At 68.3% G+C, this 14,748-nt stretch carries 14 protein-coding genes; 8 read left to right on the top strand and 6 right to left on the bottom strand.

Annotation, left to right across the window (positions count from 1 at the left end; genetic code table 11):
* Positions 1-34 precede the first annotated feature (34 nt).
* Both AC1RN0_RS01695 and AC1RN0_RS01690 read right to left on the bottom strand, forming a co-directional pair.
* On the bottom strand, positions 35-775 hold the full coding sequence (locus AC1RN0_RS01695) for a hypothetical protein (RefSeq protein ID WP_492785693.1): 741 nt from the start codon (positions 773-775) through the stop codon (positions 35-37).
* Positions 776-792: 17 nt separating this feature from the next.
* On the bottom strand, positions 793-2,361 hold the full coding sequence (locus AC1RN0_RS01690; RefSeq protein ID WP_492785692.1) for a toll/interleukin-1 receptor domain-containing protein: 1,569 nt from the start codon (positions 2,359-2,361) through the stop codon (positions 793-795).
* A gap of 170 nt (positions 2,362-2,531) precedes the next feature.
* On the opposite strand from AC1RN0_RS01690, the gene AC1RN0_RS01685 reads away from it, so the two are divergent.
* The 6 genes from AC1RN0_RS01685 (at position 2,532) to AC1RN0_RS01660 (ending at position 7,202) form a co-directional block, all read left to right on the top strand.
* A complete protein-coding gene (locus AC1RN0_RS01685; protein ID WP_492785691.1) occupies positions 2,532-2,816 on the top strand; it encodes a hypothetical protein in 285 nt (94 codons plus the stop codon).
* 5 nt (positions 2,817-2,821) lie between these two features.
* Positions 2,822-3,844 (top strand): hypothetical protein, encoded by a 1,023-nt coding sequence (locus tag AC1RN0_RS01680; RefSeq protein ID WP_492785690.1) that lies wholly within the window; start codon positions 2,822-2,824, stop codon positions 3,842-3,844.
* A gap of 191 nt (positions 3,845-4,035) precedes the next feature.
* Complete coding sequence (locus AC1RN0_RS01675; RefSeq protein ID WP_492785689.1) at positions 4,036-4,488, top strand: hypothetical protein; 453 nt, start codon at positions 4,036-4,038, stop codon at positions 4,486-4,488.
* Positions 4,489-4,567: 79 nt separating this feature from the next.
* Positions 4,568-5,008 carry a PaaI family thioesterase gene (locus tag AC1RN0_RS01670; protein WP_492785688.1) on the top strand — a complete coding sequence of 147 codons (441 nt, stop codon included), beginning with the start codon at positions 4,568-4,570 and terminating at the stop codon, positions 5,006-5,008.
* Positions 5,009-5,105: 97 nt separating this feature from the next.
* Positions 5,106-6,806 (top strand): class I adenylate-forming enzyme family protein, encoded by a 1,701-nt coding sequence (locus AC1RN0_RS01665; protein WP_492785687.1) that lies wholly within the window; start codon positions 5,106-5,108, stop codon positions 6,804-6,806.
* Positions 6,807-6,845: 39 nt separating this feature from the next.
* Positions 6,846-7,202, top strand: a complete 357-nt coding sequence (locus tag AC1RN0_RS01660) for a thiol-disulfide oxidoreductase DCC family protein (RefSeq protein WP_492785686.1) — start codon at positions 6,846-6,848, stop codon at positions 7,200-7,202.
* A gap of 9 nt (positions 7,203-7,211) precedes the next feature.
* Here the strand turns inward: AC1RN0_RS01660 and AC1RN0_RS01655 are convergent, their stop codons facing one another.
* From AC1RN0_RS01655 to AC1RN0_RS01645, 3 genes are all read right to left on the bottom strand, one after another.
* Positions 7,212-7,457: a hypothetical protein gene (locus AC1RN0_RS01655; RefSeq protein ID WP_492785685.1), complete on the bottom strand. Its 246-nt coding sequence runs from the start codon at positions 7,455-7,457 to the stop codon at positions 7,212-7,214.
* A gap of 121 nt (positions 7,458-7,578) precedes the next feature.
* Positions 7,579-8,199, bottom strand: a complete 621-nt coding sequence (locus AC1RN0_RS01650; protein ID WP_492785684.1) for a hypothetical protein — start codon at positions 8,197-8,199, stop codon at positions 7,579-7,581.
* 129 nt (positions 8,200-8,328) lie between these two features.
* Entirely contained in the window at positions 8,329-10,617 is a 2,289-nt protein-coding gene (locus tag AC1RN0_RS01645; protein WP_492785683.1) for a YadA-like family protein, read from the bottom strand.
* Positions 10,618-11,184: 567 nt separating this feature from the next.
* Between AC1RN0_RS01645 and AC1RN0_RS01640 the strand changes: the two genes are divergently transcribed.
* The gene (locus AC1RN0_RS01640) at positions 11,185-11,514 is read left to right on the top strand and encodes a hypothetical protein (RefSeq protein WP_492785682.1); all 330 of its coding nucleotides are present in this window, start codon (positions 11,185-11,187) and stop codon (positions 11,512-11,514) included.
* Between the two features lie 112 nt (positions 11,515-11,626).
* Here AC1RN0_RS01640 and AC1RN0_RS01635 read toward each other — a convergent pair whose 3' ends face one another.
* On the bottom strand, positions 11,627-13,108 hold the full coding sequence (locus tag AC1RN0_RS01635; protein ID WP_492785681.1) for a flavin-containing monooxygenase: 1,482 nt from the start codon (positions 13,106-13,108) through the stop codon (positions 11,627-11,629).
* Between the two features lie 171 nt (positions 13,109-13,279).
* On the opposite strand from AC1RN0_RS01635, the gene AC1RN0_RS01630 reads away from it, so the two are divergent.
* The gene (locus tag AC1RN0_RS01630) at positions 13,280-14,707 is read left to right on the top strand and encodes an amidase (RefSeq protein ID WP_492785680.1); all 1,428 of its coding nucleotides are present in this window, start codon (positions 13,280-13,282) and stop codon (positions 14,705-14,707) included.
* The last annotated feature ends 41 nt before the right edge of the window (positions 14,708-14,748 follow it).

Below are 14,748 nucleotides of genomic sequence, written 5' to 3'. Positions count from 1 at the left end.
CGATGGGAAGGGTGGGGTGAATCCGGGGCGGGCGTTATCCGCCCCCGCCCCCGCCGTCGCCGCCCCCTCCCCCGGGCGGCGGCGGGAAGCCGCCGCCGTCATTCTTGATATCCGGGTCGAAGATGGTCGGCAGCTGGATCGGCTTGCCATTGCTGTCCCGGCCGTAGGTGATGGTCGTGTGCAGGTTCAGCCGGTGGCCGGCATCGTTGTCCGCCCGCGCGAATACGCCGAACATCACCGCGCAGCAGTCGGTGCGGTCGCCGTGAGTATCGAAGGCATAGGGATCCAGGTCGAAGATCTCGAGGTGATCGCCCACAGCCTTCAGGTAGGTGATGTCGCCGTTCTTCATCCCGTAGTCGGCCTTTGCCGTCACTCCGAGAAAACCGAGGTCAAAGCACCAGTTTTTGTATTTGCGGTCGAGTTCGATCAGGATGAAGCACTGGTCCTCGAAGTGGAAGTCCAGCGGCGTGGTCAGGCGGGCGGCGCGGGAGGCCTCGATGTCCATTGGATTTTCCGGAGGCGGTCCGACAATCTTGTTCACGAGGTTGTTGAACGCGTCGATGGAGCGGGCGCTCAGCGAATAACCGGCGCCGCTGGTCGCGATATCCGTCGGGAAATCGTATCGCTTCTTGAAGACGACATCGAAGATGTGCGGCCCCACCCGGCCGCGCTTCAGGCCGATCTTGAAGTAGTAGATGCTCTTGGGCGTGAACCGGGGGGCCTCGGCCTGCGGCAGGGCATAGAAGCTGACGTTCTTGATCAGGGGCGTGGTCATGGAAATCGTCCTGTTCGCTAGCCTTTGATGTCGCGCTGGTATTGCTGAGCGATCTGGACCTTCAGGCGCGCCCAGATCTGATTGGCCGGATCGGCCGCGGTCAGCTTGTCGATCCGCAAGCGGGCTTGCTGCAGACGCGATCTGGCAAGCGCGCCGCGTCCGGCCCGCGCATCAAGTGACGCTAGGGCCCGCTGCGTCGCGATCCACGTTTCGATCAAGTCGGCATCCTTGGCGTCAGCCGCCATCAAGCCGGCGAGAAGCCGCTCCTGGATCAGGCGTTGCTCCAGCGCCGCGGCCGGATCGCCGTTGGCCCGGTAGGCGTCGGCCAGCCAGCCGTGGCGGTTGATGACGTCCTTGATGAGTCCGACATCGCCGGGCCGGGCGGCGGCGGCGGCCTGCATTGCCGCCAGACCCGCCTGGCAGTGCCGAAGCGCGGCCTTCAGGTCGCGAAACTCCGCGCCAACGACCGTGCAGAGGTTGCCCTCGGCGTATCCGACTTCCCGCTGGTAGTCGGCGTTTCCGGGCGACATCGCCGCGAGACGCCCGGCCAGTTCCCGATAGGTCTCGAAGCCCCGCCGCGCGCCCGCGTAGTCGCGACGCGCATAGGCCACGGAGGCCACCCAGAATTCGCTCTGGGCCTGGGCGAAGATGCGCTCCGGATTGTTCGGATCGGCCGCCAGAAGCGCCGCTGTCGTGCGACGCGCCTCAACGAACTGCCTGAGGGCCAGATCGGGTTTGCCCCGCGCCAGATCGTCCTCGCCCATCGCGTGGAGAACCGTGGCGCGCCGCTCGAGTTCGTCCGGCGTCAGGCGCCGCAGTCCCTGTCCGGCATAGTGCGCCAGCGCCCGCTCGTTGACCGTGGTCATGACGTCGAGCCGCCCCACCCCCTTCAGCCTGTCGCGCAGATCGGTCAGCATGAAGCCCACGAGTCCCTCGGCCTCGGCGCGCTGGCGCTCGGCTTCGGCCCGGGCGGTCAGCGCGATGAAGGTCAGCACCGACATGGCTAGCATCGCCGCGACGGCGACCGCCGTGACGGCCGTCACGCGGGCGACGCGGCGCTGGGCGTCGCGCTGGACCAGCTCGTCGAGGCCGACCCCGGCGATGCCCGCCGCCAGCTTGAGCAGCGCCAGCCGGGGGCCGTCGCCCTCGCGCCGGAAGTCGGCCGCGAGGGGCTCGCCGCCGCCGGCGGTCAGGGCGGCTGGGAAGGCCTCGGCCGGCTCGCCCGCGGCCAGGGCGACCAGCACAGGCTGGTCCGGATGCAGGGCGCGAAACGTCTCGATCTCGCGGCCGACCCAGACCGAGGCGGCGGCGGCCGGGGAGCAGACGACCACCAGCACCGCCGACCGCGCCAGCGCCGCGCGAACCTCGGCGCTCAGGTCGCCGGCGGCGGACAGCTCCTCCCGGTCACGGAAGATCGGCGACAGGCGGGCGGGCACGGGTCCCAGTCGTCCGGGGCGGCCGACCAGCCGGCGCGGCAGGCTGTAGCGTTCAAGCCGGCGATGAAGCCGCGTTCCGAAGGCGGCGTCGCGATGGCTGTAGCTGATGAAGGCGCGGTAGCGCGGCGCCGTCCCGTCTGCCTGTTCCATGACGCAGCCCCCCGGCTGAAACCCGCGTTCTCCGACCCTGCCAGAGGAACAGGGCGCACACAACGTGTGGTCGCTGTCGAGCGCTGTTCGCGCAAGCGTGACGGCCGTCACGGCGGGGTTCGGCAAGTCGGTGGATCATCGGGGGGCATCAACCCCAGGGAGACAGGGTCATGGCCACCATCGAAATCCGCATTCAATCCAATGCGGACGCCTACTGGATCAAGATCGACAAGCAGGACGTGCACATGTCCGGGCCGACCGGCGACGCCGCCGGAATGGTGGTCGTCCCCGCCGGCCCGCACACCATGTTCTGGGGTCTGTTCGGCGACCCCGGCGAGCACTGCGCGATCGACATCCTTCAGGACGGCGAGAGCCTGCTTCCCGGACCGACGCTCGGGAAGATCCTGCCCGGGTTCCGCAACGACGGCGGGTACACCAACTTCGAGGCGCGGTGATCGTCATGTGGAAATTGCTCTCCGGCGCCAGCATGGCGCTTCTCGTTGTCGGCGCGGCAAGCGCCGAACCCACGATATCGGCGACAGCCGAAAAGGCGCCGCTCGAAGCACCTGTCGCCCCGCGTCAGGGGCTTCAGATCACGAGCGAGAACGGCAAATCCACGGCGCTGCTGAGTTACGGATGGGAATTTACCGGGGCCAGCGCGCGAATGGGCGTGCTGAACGCGGTCACGTTCCAGGCGAGCGCGCCGCTCGACGCGGCGACCTCCGACGGGTCGCAAACCAGCCTCGACGCCCTCGCCGGCGCGACTACGCTCACGTTCAAGTTTACCCGCACGGCCTTCAGTCGGGCCGAGTCCCAAGACGAGGGAGGCTTTGCCAGAATTTGCGACGAAGTCGCCGCATCAGCCCATATCGCGTCGCCCAGCGAAAGCACCTGCTCATTGACCTGGGTTCGGGAAAACGAACCTGAGGCGGATCATGGTAAGGGCGCGCGGGCCTTCGATCTGCTGTTGAGCGGCGACAGACCCCATGCTTCCATCTGGGGAGTCAGCGGTCGGGCGGGCTCTGACACCTTCGACTATATCGACCCGGGCACGCTGGCGCAGCGGTCGGTCGACAGGGCGGGCTGGTCGGTGAAGGCCTTCTACGCATTCATCCCCTTTCAGAAAAACGCCTGGCTCGTCACGGCCGATGTCGAGCACCAGGACGCATACGAGGCGCAAAAGGAAGGCACGCTCTGTCCCGGCGGCGGCGGGGCCTGCCTGACGGGACCGGTCGGTGCGCCAAGACGCGTCCTCAAGGATATCGTCTCGGTCGACGCCCGACGGGACTTTGGATCGTTCGCCGCTTCGGCGACGCTCCGCTACGACACCGTCAGCGACGTCTACGCGATCGAGGCGCCGGTCTATTTCGCGCGTGGCTCCGAAGGGTTGCTGAACGGCGGCATCAAGTTCGGGTGGCGCAGCGACGACGGTGAGGTGACGGCCGCAGTCTTCCTCGGCAGCACCTTTTCGCTGGGCCGGTAGGACGCGCCTTCAGACACCCGCTTGCGGCCGGCCTTCGGTCTGACGCCGCCCTCTCGCTGTTCGAGATCCAACCCCGGGGCGTCGTCCAAAGGGCGACGCCCCGCCTGTGAAGGATGAAAGTCATGAGTCTCAATTCGCTAGCCCTTCGCGAATCGTCGAGGACGTCGCCCTCGCTCCTGCGGGGTCCCGGTGTGGCGCCTGCGGCCAGGAACGCGGCCCCCGCCACTACCCCCGCGGACGACAACTTCGCCGTCCTGACCCGTTACATTCCCACGGAAACCATCACCCTGTTCGTGGCGGCGATGTCGGTGCAGGGGATGCTGGCGCAACTCTGGCCGCCAATCGACCCGTGGGTGCTTTACTGGACGTTCGCCGTCCTGACGCCGGTGATCCAGTTGGGCCTGACCTGGCTGAAGCAGCGGGAAGCCGAGGTCGCCGGGGGGCAGCCCAAGGCGCCGTTCAGACCGCACCCCTGGCCGGTGATCGCCGCCCTGATCGCCTATCTGGTCTGGGCGCTCTCGATCAGCGCCGTGCCGCCGGAGGCCTTCGTTCATGGCGACGCGGCCAAGGCCGTCGCCGCCTTCGGGGCCCTGTTTGTTTCGACGATCCTTTCGGCGGGCGACAAGATCGCCGGGGTCGCCTGATCCGCCGCCGGACAAAAGTCCCGTTGAGGCGCCGTAGCGGCAACCGGCTAGACGGTCGGACAAACCGCAAGGAGCGTCCATGTCCGACCCCCAGCCGTCCGGCGTTGAAGACCTGAACCGCACGCTCGGCCTGGTGCGCCGCGTCGAGATGAACCCCGAAGGCCGCGCCGTGCTCGAGTACGAGGCCGGCCCGCACATGTGCCATTCGGGCGGCGTGGTGCAGGGCGGCTTCGTCACCGGCTGGATCGACGCGGCCATGGCCCACGCCGCCATCGCCATGGTCGGCGCCGACATCGTGCCGATGTCGCTGGAGCTGAAGGTCAGCTTCTTCGCCCCCGCGCGGCCCGGCCGGGTGATCGCCGAGGCCTGGGTCGAGAAACGCGGCCGCACCACCTGTTTCTTCGAGGGCCGGCTGCTCGACCCGGCCGGCAAGGTGCTGGCCAAGGCCACCTCGACCCTGCAACTGGTCGACCGGGCGAAGGTCGAGAGCGCCAGCCGCGCGGCCGCCGGCGCCACCTGACAAGAAAGTTCGCCCACGCCGCCGGCGGGGCGCTATGACGACAGCAGGCAGCCGGCCACAGAAGCCGGCGCTGATTCAAGACAGGGATGGAGACACGATGCACTACGCGGAACTGAATGACGCCTGGGCCGAACTGACCGCGCCGGGCGCGCCGTTCGAAATCGAGGAGATCGAGGTCCGCGGATCGAAGATCCGGGCGTTCAGGAACGCCCCGCCGAGCGTGCGCGAGGTCTGGCTGTCCACCCTGCCCTTCGCCGAGCGGGACTACCTCGTCTACGAGGATGAGCGCATCACCTATGGCGAAGCGCACGATCAGGTCGCCTCGATCGCCAACTGGCTGCTGATGCACGGCGTGCAGCCCGGCGACCGCGTGGCCATCGCCATGCGCAACTATCCCGAATGGATGCTGATCTACTGGGCCGCCTGCAGCATCGGCGTGGCCGTGGTCGGCATGAACGCCTGGTGGACCGCGCCCGAGATGGCCTACGGCCTGAAGGATTCCGCGCCCAAGGTGGTGTTCGCCGACGAGGAGCGCATCGCCCGGATCCAGGAAGACCCGGCCATGCTGGGCGGCGCGACGCTTGTCGCCGTGCGGACCGGGCCGTTGCCGGCCGGGGCGACGCCCTGGTCGGACCTGCTGGCCGTCGGCGGGACCCTGCCGGACATCCAGGTCGACCCGGACGACGACGCCTGCATCTTCTACACCTCGGGCACGACCGGCTTTCCCAAGGGGGCGCAGCTGACCCACCGGGGCTGCGTCAGCAACCTGTTCAACATGATGTTCGCCGGCCAGGTCACGGCCCTGGCGACCGCGCACGGCACGGGCGTCATGCCCGACCCTGACGCGCCCGTTCCGATCCCGGCGACCCTGGTGACCACGCCGCTGTTCCACGTCACCGCCAACAACTGCGGCGCCTACGCGACCACGGCCGCCGGCGGCAAGATGGTGCTGATGTATCGCTGGGACGCCGGCGAGGCCCTGAAGCTGATCGAGCGCGAGAGGATCAGCAGCGTCAGCGGCGTGCCGGTCATGGCGCGCGAGCTGGTCACCCACCCCGACTTCGGCAAGTACGACACCTCCAGCCTGATGACCGTCGGCGGCGGCGGCGCGCAGATCCAGCCGGACCTGGTGGCGAAGATCGAGAGCACGGTGGCCACGGCCCGGCCCAACACCGGCTACGGCATGACCGAGACCTGCGGCATCATCACCTCGATCAGCGGCGACTTCTTCGTCGACAAGCCGTCCAGCTGCGGCCGGGCCATGCCCAGCTTCGAAACCAAGGTGGTCGATGACGCCGGCGAGGCCCTGCCGCCGGGCCAGCCGGGCGAGCTCTGGGTGCGCGGCTCGTCGGTCATCAAGGGCTACATCAACCGTCCCGACGCCACCGCCGAATCGATCACCGACGGCTGGCTGCACACCGGCGACGTGGCGCGGCTCGACGAGGAGGGCTTCATCTTCCTGGTCGACCGCAAGAAGGACATGGTCCTGCGCGGCGGGGAGAACATCTACTGCGCCGAGGTCGAGGCGACGATCCACCAGCACCCGGCCATCGCCGAATGCTGCGTGTTCGGCGTGCCCGACCCGCGGCTGGGCGAGGAGGTCGGCGCGGCCATCGTGCTGCGCCCCGGCGAGAGCCTGTCGGCCGACCAGATCCGCGAGCACTGCCTGTCGCTCGTGGCGAAGCACAAGGCGCCGCGCTACGTCTGGCTGCTCAACGAGTCCCTGCCGCGCAACGCCAGCGGCAAGTTCCTCAAGCGGGAGCTGCGCGAGAGCCTGAAGGTCGAACACGCCGCCTGACCGCTTGCGGCGGGCCTCGATCGCCCTAGCTTGGGCGGGATGGTCAAGGTCACGGTCTGGTTTGACGGCTCCTGCCCGCTGTGTCGCCGCGAGGTGGCGCTGCTGCGGCGGCTCGACCGCGACCGGGCCGTGGCGTTCGTCGACGTGGGGACCGGCGACGGGGCCTGTCCGATCGACCGGGCCGAGCTGCTGAACCGTTTTCATGCCCGCGAGGGCGACGGTCCGATGCTGTCGGGCGCGGCAGCCTTCGCGGCGATGTGGCGGGTGCTGCCGCTGCTGCGGCCGCTCGGGCTGATGGCGCGCCGTCCCGCGGTCCTGGCCGTGCTTGAGCGGCTCTACCGCCTGTTCCTGCGGCTGCGTCCGCCGACGGCGGCCCAGCGGGCCTGCGCCGGCTGAAGCCGCGCGTCAGCCCGGCAGGCGGCGGGCGCGGATCTTCTCGATCAGCGGCGGATCGGCGAGGAAGCTCGACGCCAGCCCCAGCCGCGCGTTGCAGGCCGGGCAGCGGATGTCCTGGTCCGGCGCCTCGGTTCCGGTGAGGGTGACCGTCGCGCCGCAGGGCTTGCACTTCCAGCGGACCGGCGCGAGCGGCGCGGCCTTGGGCTTTGGCGGAAACTTCAGGCTCAGGATCGGCCGGCGGGGCGTATCGGTCATCGGGTCACGGATCTGCGGATCGGCGAGGCGGGTTTCCCCATCCTCGCCCCGGCTTGTGACAGGTTCGCCGCCGCGACGAAAGGGTATCGGCCGTCGGCCGCTTGCGATCGGTCCGGCCAGATCAGGGGGTCGTCGCGTCGCGCATCTCCAGCACGCCGCTCCAGGGAATGCGGTCGAACCGGACCTCGGGCCCGCGGGCCTCCTTCAGCGCCTGGAGATCGGCGTAGACGACGCTGACGAGCACGGGCGTATCGGTCAGGATCGCGACCTCACAGACCGCGGCGATCGCGCGGGTCCTGCCGGACCAGGCCGTCAGGTCCAGCTTCTGCGTGCAGATCCGGCCGTTGACGATGATGGTCAACTGCTGCCGGGGATGGGCGCCGATGGGCATCGACGCCCCCTGGGCGGACACGCGATAGCGGCCCGCGGTGCGGCCGGGGATCAGGCAGTCACGCCGCCCGGCGTTGACCAGGTGACAGGCCTGCGGCGGGACGTCCGGGTGGAAATAGCCGGACAGACCGGCCAGGGCGACCGCCGGCACGGGTGGGGCCGGCGCCGGGGTGTTGGTCGACGGGGCGGCGATCCGGGGCGCGGTCGGAACCGGCCGCGCCGGCGCGCGCGGACCACCGGTCTGCGCCAGGGCGATTGCCGGGCAAGCCAGAACGACCGTCAGCGCGAGGATGACGTGGCGGCCTGCCGTGACCGCAACGGGCCGCCGGCCCGGACAGGGAGGGACGTACATCGACGAAAGCCGTTCCAAAAAAGGGTGCGCCCCCGTCCTGCGGCGGACGGGGGCGCCAAATGCGTCAGGATTTCATCAGGGGGGTTGCCCTACTGAGCCTGACGCATCTGTCCAGGGATGTCGGCAGGGTTACCAGCCGACAGTGAAGCCGACGCGGGCGGCCGTTCCGCCATTCCCGCTCATGCCCGTGGCGACCGCGCCGGAGAGGGCGAAGCCATCCGAGACGCGATAGGACAGCTGGGCCGCGACCGCCGATTCACCTTCGTAGCTGCCCAGGTTCATGGTCAGGTTGAAGGTCTTGCCGGGGAGGAACACGCCGCCGCCCATGGCGACCGCAACGGCCGTCGCGCCGTTGATGTCGTCGGTGAGTTCGCGCTGGACCGAGGTGATGCGCGCGTCGAGCGCATCATCGCCGGCCTGGCGGGCCGCCGCTTCAGCCGTGATCCGGTTGCCCAGAACGACGTCGGCCGCGGCGCGCGTCGTGGCTTCGGCGTTGATGTTGCCCTGCAGGGTCGCATCGCCGGAGATCCGGGCCGCCGTCTCGGCCGCATCGTTCGCGGCGCGGGTGGTGGCTTCGGCGTCGATGTTGCCTTGCAGCACCACATCAGCCGCGCCACGGGTGGCCGCTTCGGCGGTGATGTTGTTCTGCAGCGTGACGTCAGCCGCAGCGCGAGTGTTCGCTTCGGCCGTGTCGGCGGCGGCGCGGGTGGCCGCTTCCGCGTCGATGTTGGTCTGCAGCACCACGTCGGCCGCGCCACGGGTGGTCGCTTCGGCAGTGATGTTGTTCTGCAGCACCACGTCGGCCGCGCCACGGGTGGCCGCTTCGGTGTTGATGTTGTTCTGCAGCGTCACGTCGGCCGCGGCGCGGGTCGTCGCCTCGGCGTTGATGTTATTCTGCAGCACCACGTCAGCGGCGGCCCGGGTGGTCGCCTCGGCGTCGATGTTGTTCTGCAGCGTCACGTCGGCGGCGGCGCGAGTGGTGGCTTCGGCGTCGATGTTATTCTGCAGCACCACGTCAGCGGCGGCCCGGGTGGTCGCCTCGGCGTCGATGTTATTCTGCAGCGTCACGTCGGCGGCGGCGCGAGTGGTGGCTTCGGCGTCGATGTTGTTCTGCAGCGTCACATCGGCGGCGGCGCGGGTGGTCGCCTCGGCGTCGATGTTGTTCTGCAGCGTCACGTCGGCCGCGGCGCGGGTGGTGGCTTCAGCCTGGTCGGCCTGATCCAGCGCGTCGAGGGCCTGGACCACTTCGACTTCGTAGGATTCGTCGCCCGGCGCGGGCGTGCCAAGCAGCGCATTGGCCGCCGCTTCAGCGACCCCGCCAGGCGTGACCGCCGCGAGCGCGGTGTTGCCGCCGCCGATCACGCCGAGCAGGGCGGTCGCGTCGGCTTCATTGCCGTTCGCGGTCGCCAGCGACGTGGTAGCGGCGTTGGTCGCGGCGGTGTTGGCCGCCGTCACGCCGGCGTAGGTGTCGCCGAGATTGCCCGTATAGGCCTCGGTGGCCGTATCGACCGCGGTGGTCGCCAGGGCGACGTTGGCGGAAGCGGCGGCTTGCGGGGCCACCAGAGCGGCGGCCGAGGCGGCGTCGATACCGGCCTGGGTCAGGGCGGCGGTTTCAACGTTGTTGGCCGTCGTGGCGGCAGCCGTCGCAGCGACAGAAGCGGCGTTGGCCGTGGCGAGGTCCGCAGCCGCAGCCGTGGTGGCGGCCTGTGCGTTGGCGTAGTTGGTCGCGCTCGCGGTCGCCGTGGCCTGAGCGGCGATCGTGGCGGCCTGCGCAGCCTGGAGAGCCGCGAGGTTGGCGGGGTTCGGCGTGGTGTTGAAGGTCGTCAGCGCGGCGGCTTCAGCGGCTTGAGCCGCCGTGACCGCGTTGTTGTCGATCGTCAGCTGGATCAGGGCGTTGTTCTCGGCCGTCTGGGCGGCCGTGGCGGCGACGCCGGCCGCGACCGCGTCGTTGGCGGCGGTCAGGGCGTCGGCGTCGGCCTGGTTCGACGCCGCGGTGGCGGCGGCGGCGGACGACGACGAAGCAGCAGCCGTCGCGCTGGCCGCGGCGAGATTGCTGTTGGCCGTCGCAAGCGCAGCGTTTGCGGCGGTCAGAGCCGCCTGGGCGGCGACCACGCCCGGGTCAGTGTCGAGGCCGGTCTGAGCAGCGACAGCAGCGTCGAGTGCGGCCTGCGCCGCGGCGGCGGCGGCCTGGGCGGCCGCCTGATCGGCCGTGGCCGTAGCGACCTGGGTGTTGGAGTAGGTGCCGTCCAGGCTGCCCGGGACGATCGCCGGCGCGGCCCAGCTGGCGGACGCGAAGCCGAGCGTCGCGGCGCAGATGGCGGCGGCGCTTACACCCAGCAAGATCTTGCGGGGAGCGCGCTTGGCCCCGAATGCCGAAGCCATCGACGTCGCGGCCCCCGCGTTAAAGATATCCCCCATTGGAGTTCTCCGACCAATTCATGATTACGAACTCCGAAATGGAGTCATGTCGGATAGAATACCGAGAGGTTAATTCGGGCAACAACGTTCGAGGAACATAAATACCGGCAAGAAATAGCGGAAGACAACATACAGGAAACTTGTACTCAAATATTGTCGGAAGAAATGTTACATACTATTATGCATGCACTAAATATGCATAACGCTACGCCTTTGTATATTCTATGTCATGGCGACCCAAAATGAGTTTTGTCTGTAATATTGCACATGTAACTATATGTACGTTGTAGCCACACGCCCGGAACCACGTCCCATTTGGACGTTTCAGCGGAAAATTGGCGTTGACACCCCCATTTCTATCGCGATGGTTGCGCCAAATCGGCCTTGAGGGGGGCAGATGGGGCAGGCGCGGCTGTGAAAGCCGGGCCCGTCAAATGCTGAGGCTATTCCGCCGAAAAACAGTACAGCGCTCGATCTGTGCTGGTCGGGGCCCCGCGCCTCGCCCAGAAAGCGGACCGCTGCGCCTTAAATAGAGGCCATAGTATCACAATGGACGCGCGCATTCTGATGTCCATCGACTCCATCGTTAAGCAAACCAACGAATTTGGTATGCTATCTATGGAATACCGCATCCTTCTTTACATCTTCATGAAGCCAGGAAAGCCAATCAAGGATGTCCAGGCTGAAGTTGGACTCTCTCATCGAGGTTTCTATCTGAAACTGCATGAATTTATCGAGAACGGGCTTGTATTTGCAATTAACGATGTCGTCGACAAGCGTCGTCGGTGCCTATACGTTACAGAAGCAGCAAAGGCGATCATCGAGCGTACATTCGACGCTTACTACGACTCCACGCATGGCGCGAGCCTGCGCGGCCCAGCCTCATGCAGCCCCTGATCCATGTGACAGAAAACGACATACAGGGCGTGATCATTACGGTGATCGCGGTAGCTGCTTATGTCGTACTGAGAACCGCCCTCGAGCGCCGACGGTGACGATTGCCCGCTGATCAGGCGGCCTTCTTGACCGCCGCCTTGGGGGCGGGGTTGGAGAAGACCATGACCTCGTCGGTGACCGAGCCGAACTTCAGCGCCATCAGGTCGCGGGCGTAGTTCTGGTGCAACTTCCACGGGGCCCTGGAGCCCTGTTTGGGGAACTTGGCGATGGTGCGCTGGACGTAACCCGACGAGAAGTCGAGCCACGGCTCTTCCTGGATCGTCGGGTCGTTGCGCCGCGGCGTGCACTGGCGCTTCCCGGTGCGGCTCATGTGGTTGAGCAGGCGGGTGACGTACTCGCACGTCAGGTCGCACTTCAGCGTCCAGGAGGCGTTGGTGTAGCCGAACGACGAGGCCAGGTTGGGCACGTCGCTGTACATCATGCCCTTGTAGCTGAGCGTCCTGGCCGGATCGATGACCTGGCCGTCGACCACCAGCTCCAGGCCGTTGAACACCTGCAGGTTCAGGCCGGTGGCCGTGACGATGACGTCGGCCTCCAGTTCGGCGCCGGACTTCAGCTTCAGACCCCTGGGCGTGAAGGTCTCGATGTGATCGGTGACGACCGAGGCCCGGTTGCTCTTCAGCGCGTCGAACAGGTCGGCGTCCGGCACCAGGCACAGGCGCTGGTCCCAGGGATTGTAGCTGGGCGTGAAGTGGGTCGCGACGTCATAGTCCGGCCCCATCTGCTCGCGGACCATGGCCACGAGGCGTTCCTTGGTCTTCGCCGGGTTCTTCCGCGCCATGTTGTAGAACAGCATGCTGAGCAGCACGTTCTTCCAGCGCGTGACGCCATAGGCGGCCATCGGCGAGAGCTTGGTGCGCAGCCAGTTGGCGATCGAGTCCTCGGCCGGGCGAGACACCACATAGGTCGGCGACCGCTGCAGCATGGTCACGTGCGCGGCGTCGCGGGCCATCTCCGGCACCAGTGTCACGGCGGTGGCGCCGCTGCCGATGACCACGACCTTCCTGCCGGTGTAGTCGAGATCTTCCGGCCACTTCTGCGGATGGACGATGCGCCCCGTGAAGCTGTCCATGCCGGCCCAGTCGGGGGTGTAGCCCTCGACGTAGCTGTAGTAGCCGCCACACAGGAACAGGAAGTTGCAGGTGAAGGTCAGCGCCTCGCCGCCCTTCTCGACCTCGACGGTCCAGGCGGCGTCCTGCGTCGACCAGCTGGCGCGCTTGACCATGCAGCCGTAGCGGATGTGCTTGTCGATGCCGTAGTGGGCGGCCGTGTCCTTGACATACTTGAGGATCGACGGGCCGTCGGCGATGGCCTTGGCGTTGGTCCAGGGCCGGAATGAATAGCCCAGGGTGTACATGTCCGAGTCCGAGCGGATGCCCGGGTAGCGGAACAGGTCCCAGGTGCCGCCCATGCTCTCGCGCCCTTCGAGGATCACGTAGCTGCGGTCCGGGGCCTTGTCCTGAAGATGGTAGCCCGCGCCGACGCCCGACAGGCCGGCGCCCACGATCACCACGTCAAAATGCTCGGTCGCCATGCTGCGCCCTTGTTTCCTGAGATTGAGAGTCATTCCCCAAGGTCATTGTGCCGGTCAAACGCCTGTTTGTCTCCGATAAAGTGATCGGCGATCACTCTGGCTCCCGCCACGTCCTTGGCGGGGCCGCCCGTCTGTGGTCGGATCGCGCAAACAGACCGCGGGGAGACGGCGATGAACCAGGACGAATACCAGGCGCAGGACGCCACGGGGCTGGCCGCCCTGATCGCAAAGAAGGCGGTCAGCGCGGCCGAGGTGCTCGAGGCGGCGCTCACCCGGGCGGCCGCGGTCAACCCGACGCTCAACGCCATCATCCTGTCGCTGGAGGACCAGGCCCGGGCGCAGGTCGCGGGCGGAACGCCCGACGGGCCGCTCGGCGGCGTGCCCTGGCTGATCAAGGACATCAGCGCCCAGGTCGCCGGAACGCCGACCACCAGCGGCTCGCGGCTGTTCCGGGACAACGTCGCCGCCGCCGACAGCGCCATCGTCACGGCCTATCGCCAGGCCGGGCTGGTCATCTTCGGCAAGACCAACACCCCGGAGTTCGGGCTGGAGCCGGTGACCGAGCCGGAGCTGTTCGGGCCGACCCTCAATCCCTGGAGCCTGGACCACACGCCCGGCGGCTCGTCCGGCGGCGCGGCGGCGGCCGTGGCGGCGGGTATCCTGCCGGCGGCCCACGCCAGCGACGGCGGCGGCTCGATCCGCATGCCGGCCTCCTGCTGCGGCCTGTTCGGGCTGAAGCCCAGCCGCGGCCGGGTCTCGTTCGCACCGGCCGACGAGGGCTGGGGCGGGTTCTCGATCCAGCATGCCGTGACACGCACCGTGCGAGACAGCGCCGCCTTGCTGGATGTGGTCTGTCGGCCCGTCGGGGGCGATCCCTACTGGCTGGAGCCGCCCGCGACGCCGTTCGCCACCGAGGTCGGCCGCGATCCGGGCAGGCTGCGCATCGGCGTGCTGCCCGGCGGCGTCGCCGGAGAGACGATTGATCCCGAGTGCGCGGCCGCCGTGGCCGACGTGGCCCGCCTGTGCGCCGCGCTCGGCCACGAGGTCGAGGAGATCAGCCTGACCGTCGACTTCCCGGCCATGCGCGAGGGGGCCGGCTCGATCATCGCCGCCAACATCGCCGCCACGATCGACGGCGAGATCGCCCGCCGCAACCGCCCGCTGGAGGACGGCGAGATCGACGCGGTCACCGTCGCCATGCACCGCCGCGGCCAGCGCGTGTCCGGCGCCCTCTATGTCCAGTCGATGCAGGCGGCTCATGCGGCCGGCCGCGCCGTGGCGAAGACCCAGGAGACCTTCGACGTGCTGCTGTGCTCGACCATGGGCCAGCCGCCGATCCCGAAAGGCGCCTTGCGGGGTGAGCCGCTCGACCTGCGCGGCTACGCCGACCGGCTGTTCGCCTTCATGACCAACACCCAGCTGGCCAACCTCACCGGCCAGCCGGCCATGAGCGTGCCGCTGGCCTGGAGCGCGGGCGGTCTGCCGATCGGCATCCAGTTCATGGGCCGGCCGGGCGACGAGGCCGGCCTGCTGCGCCTGGCCGGGCAGCTGGAGACGGCCCGGCCCTGGGCCGGGCGACGCCCCGCCTTCAACCGCTGATCGAAAAAAGACCAGAGCCGCGAGGCTCTGGTCAGGACCGT

It is taken from the genome of Caulobacter sp. GW821-FHT12F03, assembly GCF_058806855.1.
This window is presented reverse-complemented; position numbering and strand designations above follow the sequence as displayed.

What these genes read in the sequence shown, in the direction of transcription:
- AC1RN0_RS01695 (WP_492785693.1), bottom strand. Translation starts at nt 775, where the DNA reads ATGACCACGCCCCTGATCAAGAACGTCAGCTTCTATGCCCTGCCGCAG.
- AC1RN0_RS01690 (WP_492785692.1), bottom strand. Translation starts at nt 2,361, where the DNA reads ATGGAACAGGCAGACGGGACGGCGCCGCGCTACCGCGCCTTCATCAGC.
- AC1RN0_RS01685 (WP_492785691.1), top strand. Translation starts at nt 2,532, where the DNA reads ATGGCCACCATCGAAATCCGCATTCAATCCAATGCGGACGCCTACTGG.
- AC1RN0_RS01680 (WP_492785690.1), top strand. Translation starts at nt 2,822, where the DNA reads ATGTGGAAATTGCTCTCCGGCGCCAGCATGGCGCTTCTCGTTGTCGGC.
- AC1RN0_RS01670 (WP_492785688.1), top strand. Translation starts at nt 4,568, where the DNA reads ATGTCCGACCCCCAGCCGTCCGGCGTTGAAGACCTGAACCGCACGCTC.
- AC1RN0_RS01665 (WP_492785687.1), top strand. Translation starts at nt 5,106, where the DNA reads ATGCACTACGCGGAACTGAATGACGCCTGGGCCGAACTGACCGCGCCG.
- AC1RN0_RS01660 (WP_492785686.1), top strand. Translation starts at nt 6,846, where the DNA reads ATGGTCAAGGTCACGGTCTGGTTTGACGGCTCCTGCCCGCTGTGTCGC.
- AC1RN0_RS01655 (WP_492785685.1), bottom strand. Translation starts at nt 7,457, where the DNA reads ATGACCGATACGCCCCGCCGGCCGATCCTGAGCCTGAAGTTTCCGCCA.
- AC1RN0_RS01650 (WP_492785684.1), bottom strand. Translation starts at nt 8,199, where the DNA reads ATGTACGTCCCTCCCTGTCCGGGCCGGCGGCCCGTTGCGGTCACGGCA.
- AC1RN0_RS01645 (WP_492785683.1), bottom strand. Translation starts at nt 10,617, where the DNA reads ATGGGGGATATCTTTAACGCGGGGGCCGCGACGTCGATGGCTTCGGCA.
- AC1RN0_RS01640 (WP_492785682.1), top strand. Translation starts at nt 11,185, where the DNA reads ATGTCCATCGACTCCATCGTTAAGCAAACCAACGAATTTGGTATGCTA.
- AC1RN0_RS01635 (WP_492785681.1), bottom strand. Translation starts at nt 13,108, where the DNA reads ATGGCGACCGAGCATTTTGACGTGGTGATCGTGGGCGCCGGCCTGTCG.
- AC1RN0_RS01630 (WP_492785680.1), top strand. Translation starts at nt 13,280, where the DNA reads ATGAACCAGGACGAATACCAGGCGCAGGACGCCACGGGGCTGGCCGCC.